At 61.7% G+C, this 11,728-nt stretch carries 9 protein-coding genes and 1 pseudogene; 7 read left to right on the forward strand and 3 right to left on the reverse strand.

Annotated features, from left to right (window positions below; all coding sequences use genetic code 11):
• Window positions 1-71: 71 nt before the first annotated feature.
• Window positions 72-1,733, reverse strand: a complete 1,662-nt coding sequence (gene aceF, locus IGW03_RS22910; protein WP_194724851.1) for a dihydrolipoyllysine-residue acetyltransferase — start codon at window positions 1,731-1,733, stop codon at window positions 72-74.
• Window positions 1,734-1,869: 136 nt separating this feature from the next.
• A complete protein-coding gene (gene aceE, locus IGW03_RS22915; protein WP_194724852.1) occupies window positions 1,870-4,566 on the reverse strand; it encodes a pyruvate dehydrogenase (acetyl-transferring), homodimeric type in 2,697 nt (898 codons plus the stop codon).
• A gap of 271 nt (window positions 4,567-4,837) precedes the next feature.
• Here aceE and folD point away from each other — a divergent pair, with 271 nt between their 5' ends.
• From folD to IGW03_RS22945, 6 genes are all read left to right on the forward strand, one after another.
• Window positions 4,838-5,683, forward strand: coding sequence for a bifunctional methylenetetrahydrofolate dehydrogenase/methenyltetrahydrofolate cyclohydrolase FolD (folD, locus tag IGW03_RS22920; protein WP_194724853.1), 846 nt, complete (start codon window positions 4,838-4,840; stop codon window positions 5,681-5,683).
• A 5-nt stretch (window positions 5,684-5,688) separates the two neighbouring features.
• Window positions 5,689-7,755, forward strand: coding sequence for a M3 family metallopeptidase (locus IGW03_RS22925; RefSeq protein ID WP_194724854.1), 2,067 nt, complete (start codon window positions 5,689-5,691; stop codon window positions 7,753-7,755).
• A 20-nt stretch (window positions 7,756-7,775) separates the two neighbouring features.
• Window positions 7,776-8,402 carry a glutaredoxin family protein gene (locus IGW03_RS22930; protein WP_194724855.1) on the forward strand — a complete coding sequence of 209 codons (627 nt, stop codon included), beginning with the start codon at window positions 7,776-7,778 and terminating at the stop codon, window positions 8,400-8,402.
• Between the two features lie 4 nt (window positions 8,403-8,406).
• Entirely contained in the window at window positions 8,407-8,832 is a 426-nt protein-coding gene (locus IGW03_RS22935) for a DNA polymerase III subunit chi (RefSeq protein WP_194724856.1), read from the forward strand.
• A complete protein-coding gene (locus tag IGW03_RS22940) occupies window positions 8,829-9,245 on the forward strand; it encodes a DUF2486 family protein (protein WP_194724857.1) in 417 nt (138 codons plus the stop codon). Before IGW03_RS22935 ends, IGW03_RS22940 begins: the two co-directional genes overlap by 4 nt.
• 142 nt (window positions 9,246-9,387) lie before the next feature.
• The gene (locus tag IGW03_RS22945) at window positions 9,388-10,704 is read left to right on the forward strand and encodes a D-amino acid dehydrogenase (RefSeq protein WP_194724858.1); all 1,317 of its coding nucleotides are present in this window, start codon (window positions 9,388-9,390) and stop codon (window positions 10,702-10,704) included.
• Window positions 10,705-10,845: 141 nt separating this feature from the next.
• Here IGW03_RS22945 and IGW03_RS22950 read toward each other — a convergent pair whose 3' ends face one another.
• Window positions 10,846-11,355, reverse strand: coding sequence for an Lrp/AsnC family transcriptional regulator (locus IGW03_RS22950; RefSeq protein WP_194724859.1), 510 nt, complete (start codon window positions 11,353-11,355; stop codon window positions 10,846-10,848).
• 246 nt (window positions 11,356-11,601) lie between these two features.
• On the opposite strand from IGW03_RS22950, the pseudogene IGW03_RS22955 reads away from it, so the two are divergent.
• Window positions 11,602-11,728 (forward strand): annotated as a pseudogene (locus tag IGW03_RS22955) (branched-chain amino acid ABC transporter substrate-binding protein); the annotation flags it as partial.

An 11,728-nucleotide genomic window follows, 5' to 3' on the forward strand; every position in this document is an offset into this window, starting at 1 on the left:
CAGGTCTTCAGGGAAAGAGGAGGATTCTCTCACTTTCCGCTGCAGCGGGCGCTCACCCCGTGACTATTGGATTACAGCAAGGTCTTGCGCATGTCCCCGAGAACTTCAGCCAGATAGGCGGCAAAGCGTGCACCCATGGCGCCGTCGATGACGCGGTGATCGTAGGACAGCGACAGCGGCAGCATCAGGCGCGGTGCGAACTGCTTGCCGTCCCATACCGGCTTGATCGCCGACTTCGACAGGCCGAGGATCGCCACTTCCGGCGCATTGATGATGGGCGTGAACGCCGTGCCGCCGATGCCGCCGAGCGACGAGATGGTGAAGGTCGCGCCCTGCATGTCTGCCGGCTTGAGCTTGCCGTCGCGCGCCTGGGCGGACAGGTCGCCCATTTCCTGCGCAATCTGGGAAATGCTCTTGGTGTCGGCATTCTTGATCACCGGGACCACGAGGCCGTTCGGCGTGTCGGCGGCGAAACCGATGTTGTAGAACTTCTTCAGGATCAGATTCTCGCCCTTCTCGTCCAGCGAGGAATTGAAGGCCGGGAATTTCTTCAATGCCGATACGCTGGCCTTGATGACGAAGGCCAGCATCGTCAGCTTGACGCCGGACTTGGCCATCGCCGCATTGGAATCCTTGCGGAATTCCTCGAGATCGGTCACGTCGGCTTCGTCGAACTGGGTGACATGCGGGATCATCACCCAGTTGCGGTGCAGGTTCGGGCCGCTGATCTTCTTGATGCGGGAAAGCGGCTGCAATTCGGTGGCGCCGAACTTGGAGAAGTCCAGCGACGGCCATGGCAGCAGGTCCAGGCCGCCACCGCCGCCGGCCTTGGCCGCGGATGCTGCCGGTGCCGCGGCGGCACCCGACATCACGGACTTGACGAAGCCCTGGATGTCTTCATGCAGGATGCGGCCCTTGGGTCCGCTGCCCTTGACGCGGCCGAGGTCGACGCCGAGTTCGCGCGCGAACTTGCGCACCGAGGGCGAGGCATGCGCCTTCGCGCCGTTGGCCGGCGCCGGATCGAGCGATGCGGTAGGCAGCGGCCTGGCTTCCGGAGCGGGTGCGGGAGTGGAAACGGGTGCAGGAGCGGGAGCCGCTGCCGGAGCGCTCGCCTGCGCCGGCTGTGCAGCGGGCGCAGCAGCGCCGCCTTCGGCGGCCAGCGTCAGGATCACGGTACCCTTGGACACCTTGTCGCCGACCTTGACGCTGATTTCCTTGACGACGCCCGCATGGCTGGAGGGAATCTCCATGCTGGCCTTGTCCGATTCCACGGTCAGCAGGGACTGCTCGACCTTGACGGTATCGCCCGGCTTGACCATCAGTTCGATGACTTCGACATCCTTGAAGTCGCCGATGTCCGGCACTTCCACGCTGACCGTCGAGGCGCCGGCGGCAGGCGCCGATGCTGCCGCAGCGGGTGCGGGTGCAACTGCTACGGCCGGGGCGGGAGCCGCTGCAGCGGGCGCCGGCGCGGATGCGGGAGCAGCCGAAGCTGCAGCACCCTCTTCCACCACCAGCAGCACGCTGCCTTCGGACACCTTGTCGCCCACCTTGACGCTGATTTCCTTGATGACGCCGGCATGGCTGGAGGGAATCTCCATGCTGGCCTTGTCGGATTCGACGGTGATCAGCGACTGGTCCACCTTGACGGTGTCTCCGACCTTGACCAGCAGTTCGATGACTTCGACTTCCTTGAAATCGCCGATATCCGGGACTTTGACCGTTGTACTCATTGTGTTAGCTCCGTTCTCGCCCTCTGCTTCAGCAAGCAGGGCCGAGGCGGACGAAGTTCAGCATCCGTTGCCGACTCTCATCTCGCCCCAACCCTCCCTTGCAAGGGAGGGAGTTGTTAGTCTTGTTGATTGAGAGTTACAGCGTGACAGGATTCGGCTTGTTCGGATTGATGCCGTACTTCGCAATCGCTTCCGCCACCACCGCCGGCTGGATCGCGCCGTCTTCCGCCAGCGCCTTCAATGCGGCCACGGTGACATAGTAGCGATTGACTTCAAAGAACTCACGCAGCTTGGACCGACTGTCGGAACGGCCGAAACCGTCGGTGCCCAGGACCTTGTAGTTGCGGCCCTTCGGTACGTGCGGGCGGATCTGCTCGGCGAATGCGCGCATGTAATCGGTCGATGCGATGACCGGGCCTTCCGTGCCCTGCAGCAGCTTTGCGACATGCGACAGGCGTGGCGTTTCGGTCGGATGCAGCAGGTTCCAGCGCTCCGCATCCTGGCCGTCGCGGGCCAGCAGCGTGAACGACGGCGCGGACCAGATATCGGAATCGATGCCCCAGTCGTTCTTCAGCAGATCGGCTGCGGCGATGACCTCGCGCAGGATGGTGCCGGAGCCCATCAGCTGCACGCGCTGCTTGCCGCCGGTTGCGCCCTGCTGCAGCAGGTACATGCCCTTGAGCAGGTCCTGCTCGGTGCCGGGCTTCAAGCCGGGATGACTGTAGTTCTCGTTCATCAGAGTGATGTAATAGAACACGTCTTCCTGGTTCTCCACCATGCGCTTCAGGCCGTCATGGATGATGACCGCGACTTCATGGGCGAAGGTCGGATCGTAGGGAATGCAGTTAGGGATGGTCGAGGCCAGGATATGGCTGTGGCCGTCCTCATGCTGCAGGCCTTCGCCGTTGAGCGTCGTGCGTCCCGCGGTGCCGCCCAGCAGGAAGCCGCGTGCGCGCATGTCGCCCGCCGCCCAGGCCAGGTCGCCGACTCGCTGCAGACCGAACATCGAGTAGAAGATGTAGAACGGAATCATCACCCGGTTGTTGGTCGAATACGAGGTCGCCGCGGCGATCCAGGAACTCATCGCGCCTGCTTCGTTGATGCCTTCCTGCAGGATCTGGCCGGCCTTGTCCTCGCGGTAGTACATCACCTGGTCCTTGTCGACCGGTTCGTACAGCTGGCCCTGCTGGTTGAAGATGCCGATCTGGCGGAACAGGCCTTCCATGCCGAAGGTACGGGCTTCATCGACCAGGATGGGCACGACGCGCTTGCCGAGGTTGGCATCGCGCAGCAGCGTGGTGATGATGCGCACGTAAGCCTGGGTGGTCGAAATCTCGCGGCCTTCCGCGGTGGGATCGAGCACCGCCTGGAATGCGGACAGTTCCGGTACCGGCAGCTTTTCATCGGCCTGTGCGCGGCGCTGCGGCAGATAGCCGCCGAGCGCCTTGCGGCGTTCGTGCAGGTATTTCATTTCCGGCGCGTCGTCGGACGGCTTGAAGAACGGCACTTCGGCCAGCTTGTCGTCCGGAACCGGGATATTGAAGCGGTCGCGCATTTCGCGGATCGCCTGGTCGTCGAGCTTCTTGGTCTGGTGCGCGGTGTTGCGCGCCTCGCCCGACTTGCCCATGCCGAAGCCCTTGATGGTCTTGACCAGCAGTACGGTCGGCTGGCCCTTGTGCTCCTGCGCCTGCTTGAAGGCGGCGTAGATCTTGTGCGGGTCGTGGCCGCCGCGGTTGAGGCGCCAGATATCGTCGTCGGACATCTTGCTGACCAGTTCCAGCAGCTTCGGATGCTTGCCGAAGAAGTGCTTGCGCACATAGGCGCCGTCCTTGGCCTTGTAGTTCTGGTATTCGCCGTCGACGGTTTCCATCATCACGCGCTGCAGGATGCCGTCCTTGTCGCGCGACAGCAGTTCATCCCAGTAGCCGCCCCAGATGACCTTGATGACATTCCAGCCGGCGCCGCGGAAATCGGCTTCCAGTTCCTGGATGATCTTGCCGTTGCCGCGCACCGGGCCGTCGAGGCGCTGCAGGTTGCAGTTGACGACGATCACGAGGTTGTCGAGGTGCTCGCGGCCGGCCACGCCGATCGCGCCCATCGATTCCGGCTCGTCCATCTCGCCGTCGCCGCAGAAGGCCCAGACCTTGCGGTTGTCGGTCTTGGCGATGTCGCGCGCATGCAGGTATTTCAGGAAACGCGCCTGGTAGATCGCCATCAGCGGGCCGAGGCCCATCGATACCGTCGGGAACTGCCAGTAGTCGGGCATCAGCTTCGGATGCGGATAGGAGGACAGGCCCTTGCCGTCGACTTCGCGGCGGAAATTGAGGAGCTGGTCTTCGGTCAGGCGGCCTTCGAGGAAGGAACGCGCATAGATGCCGGGCGAGGAATGGCCCTGGATGTACAGCAGATCGCCGCCGTGGTCTTCGGTCGGTGCATGCCAGAAATGGTTGAAGCCGATGCCCAGCATGTTTGCCAGCGAGGCGAAGCTGGAGATGTGGCCGCCGAGATCGCCGTCGGCGCGGTTGGTCTTGACCACCATCGCCATCGCGTTCCAGCGCATCCAGGAGCGCAGGCGCTCTTCATATTCGAGATTGCCGGGACAGTGTTCGCCGAGGTGGGCGGGAATGGTGTTGACGTAGGCGGTGTTGCTGGAGAACGGGATATGGGCGCCGCGGCGGCGGGCCAGGTCCACCATGCGTTCCATCAGGTAATGCGCGCGCTCCGGGCCTTCGGTTTCGATGACGGCTTCGAGGGCGTCGAGCCACTCTTGCGTTTCCATTACATCGGGGTCGTTGGCGGCTTGCGCCAGTACTTGATCGAGCTGGGCGGACATGTGGTGTCTCCTGGGTTGTGGGGCATTCCGACCAAGAAGCGGTCGGGATTTTTGACAAGGAATTGCCGGGATGGTGCGTAGTGAAAAGATTTTAACAGCACTTTTTCAACTTTTCAAATTGCGATATCACTTTTTATAATGTGAAATCTCATGCGGCGACGCAGCAAATTCCGGTGCTTCTGGCGGTTTCCCCGGCCGGAATGCCGGCATCAGGAGCCGCCGCCTTATAATTCCGTTTTAATCGCTTTCTTCTCTACTTTCCACTTTCACCATGACCGCACAGCTCATCAATGGCACCCTGCTCTCCCAACAACTCCGCGCCGACGTAGCAAAACGCGCCGCCGCGCTGACTGCGAAGGGCAAGCAGCCCGGACTGGCGGTCGTCCTGGTCGGCGACAATCCCGCGTCGCAGGTTTACGTGCGGAACAAAGTCAAGGCCTGCGAAGACAATGGCATTTATTCCGTGATGGAAAAGTACGATGCCGACATGAGCGAAGAGGCGCTGCTGGCGCGTATCGACGCGCTCAACAAGGACCCGAAAATCAATGGCATCCTGGTGCAACTTCCCTTGCCGCAGCACATCAATGCCCATAAGGTGATCGAAGCGATCGCGCCGGAGAAGGACGTCGACGGCTTTCACATCAGCAATGCCGGCCTGCTGATGACCGGACAGCCGCTGTTCCGTCCCTGCACTCCCTACGGCGTGATGAAGATGCTGGAATCCATCGATTACCCGGTGCGCGGCGCTCATGCCGTCGTGGTCGGCGCATCGAACATCGTTGGCAAACCGCAAGCCATGCTGCTCTTGCAGGCTGGCGCGACCGTCACCATCTGTAATTCCAAGACCCGGGACCTTGGCCTGCATACACGACAGGCCGACATTCTCGTGGTCGCCACAGGCAAGCGTAATATCGTCACGGCCGACATGGTCAAGCCGGGCGCGGTGGTGATCGACGTCGGCATGAACCGCGACGACGCCGGCAAGCTGTGCGGCGACGTCGATTTCGCCAACACCAAGGAAGTCGCCGGCTACATCACCCCGGTGCCGGGCGGCGTCGGCCCGATGACGATTACGATGCTGCTCGTTAATACCATTGAGGCCGCAGAAAGAACCTGAACCCTATGAATAGCGCAACCAACCCCCTCCTCGATTTTTCCGACCTGCCGCATTTCGACCGCGTCAAGCCCGAACATGTCACGCCGGCCATCAGCGCGCTTCTCGATGAAGGCCGCGCCGTGGTGGCGAAGCTGGAGGCGCCCGCCGACAGGGTGAACTGGGAAAGCTTCGTCGAACCGCTGGAAAGCGTGACGGAAAGACTGGGACGGGCTTGGGGCATCGTCGGCCATCTCAATTCCGTGATGGACACGCCGGAGCTGCGTGCCGCCTATAACGAGAACCTGCCGAAGATCACCGAGTTCTGGACCGGCCTCGGACAGAACCTCGCCCTCTTCCAGAAATACAAGGCGCTCAAGGACAGCAGCGAGTACGCTGCGCTGTCTCCCGCGCGCAAGAAGATCGTCGAAAACGCACTGCGCGACTTCCGTCTCGGCGGCGCCGAGCTGCCCGACGACAAGAAGGCGCGCTTTGCGGAAATCCAGGAAAAGCATGCCGCGCTGACGACGAAGTTCTCGGAAAACGTGCTCGACGCCACCAATGACTACGCCCTGTTCGTCGACAGCGAAGCCGATCTCGCCGGACTGCCCGACGACGTGAAGCAGGCAGCGCGCGCCGCAGCCGAACGCGACGGCAGGCCGGGCTACAAGTTCACCCTGCATTTCCCATCCTACTTCCCGATCCTGCAGTACGCGGACAAGCGCGAACTGCGCGAGACGATCTATCGCGCCAACGTCACCAAGGCATCGGAACTGGGCGCCAAGCCGGAATGGGACAATACCAATAACATCGCGGAAATTCTCAAGCTGCGCGACGAGGAAGCCAGGATCCTCGGCTTCTCCAATTTCGCCGAAGTCTCGCTGGTGCCCAAGATGGCGGAAACGCCGCAGCAGGTCATCGGCTTCCTGGAAGACCTTGCCAAGCGCGCGCGTCCGTTCGCGGAAAACGATCTGGCGGAGCTGCGTGCCTTCGCGAAGAAGGAACTGGGCATCGACGAGCTGCAGGCCTGGGACGTAACCTACGCATCGGAAAAGCTGCGCGAGCAGCGCTATGCGTTCTCGGAACAGGAAGTGAAGCAGTACTTCCAGGAGCCCAAGGTGATCGAAGGCCTGTTCCGGGTGATCCAGAGCCTGTTCTCGGTCGAGGTCAAGCCTGATACCGCGACCACCTGGCACAAGGACGTGAAGTTCTTCCGCATCGAGAAGGACGGCAAGCTGATCGGCCAGTTCTATGTGGATCTCTATGCGCGCCCCGGCAAGCGCGGCGGTGCATGGATGAACGATGCGCGGGGCCGCCGCCTGCTGCGTTCCGAGGTACAGACCCCGGTCGCCTACCTGGTCTGCAATTTCACCGAACCCGGCGTCGTCAACGGCAAGCCGCGCCCGGCGCTGTTTACGCATGACGAAGTCATCACCCTGTTCCATGAATTCGGCCACGGCCTGCACCATATGCTGACCCAGGTCGATGAACTGGGCGTGTCCGGCATTTCCGGCGTCGAGTGGGATGCGGTGGAACTGCCGTCGCAATTCATGGAAAACTTCTGCTGGGAGTGGGATGTGCTGCAGCACATGACCTCACATGTGGAAACCGGCGAGCCTCTGCCGCGCGCGCTGTTTGACAAGATGATCGCCGCCAAGAACTTCCAGTCGGGACTGCAGACGCTGCGCCAGGTGGAATTCGCGCTGTTCGACATGCATCTGCATTTCGACCACGACGCCCATGGAAGCCGGACTGCCCAGGATGTGCTGGACGACGTGCGCCGCCGCTTCGCCGCGATGATCCCGCCGCCGTTCAACCGTTTCCAGAATTCCTTCAGCCACATCTTTGCCGGCGGCTATGCGGCAGGCTACTATAGCTACAAGTGGGCGGAAGTCCTGTCGGCGGATGCCTACAGCGCCTTCGAGGAAGCCGGCGCCATCGGCGGAAACATCCTGTCGGCCGATACCGGCCGCAAGTTTCTTGAAGAAATCCTGTCGATGGGCGGTGCGCGGCCGGCGCTGGAATCCTTCAAGGCCTTCCGCGGAAGGGAGCCGAGCATCGACGCGTTGTTGAGACACAACGGCATGACGGCATAAAAAAGTATCAAGGGAGTGAAATGAAACGCTTGCTGCAATCCTGTTCAGTGCTCATGCTGCTGTGCGCTGCAACGGCCCATGCCCAGCTGTACAAATGGGTCGGCCCCGACGGCAAGATTACCTACAGCGACGCCCCTCCGCCGAAAACGGCCGCCAAGGTGGAAACCAGGGTGGCGGGCGGAGGATCGGGTTCGGGCGACCTGCCGTTCGAACTGGCCGAGGTGACGCGCAGCCAGCCGGTGACCTTGTACACCACGCGCAATTGTGCGGCCTGCGACGACGGACGCAAGCTGCTGACGGAACGCGGCATCCCCTTCCAGGAAAAGACCGTCAACAGCAATGAGGACATCGCCCGGTACAAGCAGGCGGGAGGCGACGGCAACCTGCCCATGCTGACCATCGGGCGCAGCAAGGAGACCGGCTACGAGGCCGGCGCATGGAACACCGTGCTGACCTCCGCCGGCTATCCGGAGACCAGCAGGCTTCCGAGAAGCTACCGAAATCCCGCGCCGGTGGCTGCGGCTCCGGCACCGCAAGCCGTCGCAGCGGAAAAGTCCCGCTCTCCGGAGCAATCGGCTTCCCAGCCTTCGTCGGCCACCGAACTGCCGCCGGCCATCGGCAATGCGCCGCCCGGCTTCAGGTTCTGACGCCATGACGCGCATCGATTTTCACAGCAACGTGCCGGACAAGCTGCTGTATGCATGCCGGCTCGTCAGGAAGGCGCGCGCCGCGCAGTGCCGGATCGTCCTGCGGGTTGAAGACGGCAATACCCTGGCCCTGCTCGACCAGGCATTGTGGACCTTCTCCGATCTCGATTTCCTGCCGCATGTCGCCGCAAACGATCCCTTGGCCGCGACCACGCCCATCATCCTGACCGACAACGACGAGGCGGAACTGCCGCATCATCACATCCTGATCAACCTATCGTCCGGCACGCCTGCGCATTTCGCGCGCTTCGAACGCATGTTTGAAATCGTTTCCAGCGACGACGCCGACAAGAACGCCGGACGCGAACGTTACCGCTTCTATCAGCAGCGCGGCTATCCCCTCACCCATTTCGTTGCGGAGCAGGCATGAGCAACAACCCCCTCGACGCCGGCATTCCGGTTTTGACGGAAATCATCCCTGCACCGGCGCTCGACGACGCCGAGGCTGCCAGCCTGACCAGTGTGGCCGATACGCCGGCAAGCGTAGCGGCTCCCGCTGCTGCAGACCACCCCGCTCCCGTGCAGCAGACGGCACCGGCCTGGGACGAAGCCGAATGGGACAAGCTGGAACGCCAGGTCAGGGAGCGAGTGCTCGGCCAGTTGCTGGAACGCGTTGATGTCATTCTCGAACAGCGCGTGCGCGACAGTCTCGCGGATGTTTTGCAAGTCGCCGTCGCGCGGCTGGCCGACGATATCAGGGACGGGCTGCACCACTCCCTCAGGAATGCGGTCGAACGCGCCGTCGCGCAGGAAATTGCCATTCTGCAGGTTTCGAAAAAATAAAGCTTTCATCGGATTTTCTTCGTTTTTCGAACGTCGAAGCGGATTTTTCATCCAAAACGAAAAATTTAGCCGGCCTTCTTGATTACTCAGGAAGACGATAACTTTTTACAATGTCGGCATCGTCAAACGGAGAATCCGCGTCATGAAAGTTATCGTACTTGGCTCTGGCATCATCGGTACCGCTTCCGCCTGGTTCCTCAACAAAGCCGGCCATGAAGTCAATGTCATCGAGCGTCAGCCGGGCGCTGCCCAGGAAACCAGCTTCGCCAACGGCGGCCAGATCTCGGTATCGCATGCCGAGCCTTGGGCCAATCCCTCGGCGCCGCTCAAGATCCTGAAGTGGCTCGGCAAGGAAGACGCACCGCTTCTCTACCGTTTCCGGCCGGAGTGGCTGCAATGGAACTGGGGACTGCATTTCCTGCGCGAGTGTACGCCTGCCCGCACCGCCCGCAACATCCGCCAGATCGTCGCCATTTCCGAATACAGCCGCCAGACACTGCAGGCGGTGCGCAGTGACACCGGCCTGAACTACGATCACCTGACGAAGGGCATCCTGCACTTCTATACCGACCAGAAGGAGTTCGAGGATTCGCTGCCCGCTGCCAAGCTGATGCGCGATCTCGGCTGCCCGCGCGACTCCATCGGCGCGGATGAAGTCGTCCGTATCGAACCGGCGCTGGCCAGTATCCGCGACAAGATCGTCGGCGGCGACTTCACTGCTACCGACGAATCGGGCGACGTGTACAAGTTCACCACCGGGCTGGCCCGGCGCGCCGAGGAGGCCGGCGTGAACTTCCGCTTCAACACCACCGTCACCCGCCTGATCACGGAAGGAACCGGCGCATCCGCCAAGGTGACGGGGGTGGAAGTGATCAATCCCGACGGACGCCACCAGATATTGCGCGCCGATGCCTTCGTGATGGCGATGGGCAGCTTCTCGGTGCCCCTGCTGAAGCCGCTGGGTGTCGACCTGATGATCTATCCGGGCAAGGGCTATTCGGCTACCTATCAGGTCACCGATTCCGCTGCCGCACCAACCGTGTCCCTGACGGATGACGGCTACAAGCTGGTGGTGTCCAGGTTCGGCGACCGCCTGCGCGTCGCCGGCACCTGCGAGCTGAACGGTTATACGCGGGAGCTCAATACGGCCCGCTGCGAAGCCATCACGCGCCGCACGCGCGAGCTGTTCCCGGGTGCATGCGACTATGAAAATCCTGTGTACTGGACCGGCCTGCGTCCGCTGACGCCGTCCAATATCCCGTACATCGGCAAGTCGAAGATCAGCAACCTGTTCCTCAACACCGGCCACGGCACGCTCGGATGGACGATGGGCTGTGGCTCGGGGCGCGCGATTGCGGATATCGTCTCCGGCCGCCGGCCGGAAGTCGACTTTGCGTTCACCGGCATGCCGGAATCTCCCTCGACCCGGCTTCCGGCGACACATCCTGCGCGCGCCTGATCGACGGCAGCGCTGAAGCCGGTGACGGGAAGTCAGCGGCTTTCTCCTTCATTTCATTGATTCTTCCGCGGCGGCCGGGGCAAAAGTTTCGACTGCCGCTGTCTCTTCAACTCAAACCGCGCCAACTGCGGTTCAAGCCCTTCATTTCGGCACCCGCACCTGCACTTCCGTCTGCTTCTCGTCGAACGCAATGCGCGTCGCGAACTTGGCCCGCTTCATGGGAAAGCGCGACTGGAAATGCCTGACATTTCCCGAGCCGGATATCACCCGCCGCACGAACTGGTAATAGGCGTCCATGTCGACCACATGCACCACCAGAAAATAATCGTAGTCTCCCGAGACGAAATAGCACTGCATGACCTCGGTCTCCTTGGCCATGCGGGCTTCGAACTCCTGCATGTGTTCGTCGGACTGGTTATTGAGCGACACTTCGAGGAAGGCCAGCATGCCGTAGCCGAGCGCGAACGGATCCACCAGGGCGACGTCGGCGCTGATCACGCCGGAATCCCTTAGTTCGCGGATGCGGCGCAGGCAGGTCGGCTGGGAGATGTGCGCCTTCTCTGCCAGGGTCCGTGTCGGCATCTGGTTGTCCTTCTGCAGAAGGTTCAGAAGCTTGCGGTCCACCCTGTCGAGCGCATGAAATTTAGGCATATAAAAATTGATGAATTTTGCAAAAAACCGCAGAAAAACTCTTTGCGAACCCTTTTTTCTGTTGTACCGTCTGCCTATTCAGATTTCTGAATGGAAATAGGCTGCTGCCGGATGGCATAGACGTAGCCGCCAACCGGCAAAGGGGACAGGCGCTGGGGGCTGTGCATCAGACGTTGGCCATGCGGCAAGCCAAGAGGTGAGTGTTGCAGTTACCCTGTGTTTTATCAATCCTTAGGAGGATATTTTATGCAGTTCACTACAAAAATGATTCCGTTGGCCGGTGCAATCGCCTTTGCTTTCGCAGGCGCCGCTTCGGCACAGGAACAAGTCGTCAAGATCGGCCACGTCGGCCCGATCTCCGGCGCCATCGCAC

Source organism: Noviherbaspirillum malthae (assembly GCF_015352985.1).
GTDB classification, from domain to species: Bacteria; Pseudomonadota; Gammaproteobacteria; order Burkholderiales; family Burkholderiaceae_D; genus Noviherbaspirillum; species Noviherbaspirillum malthae.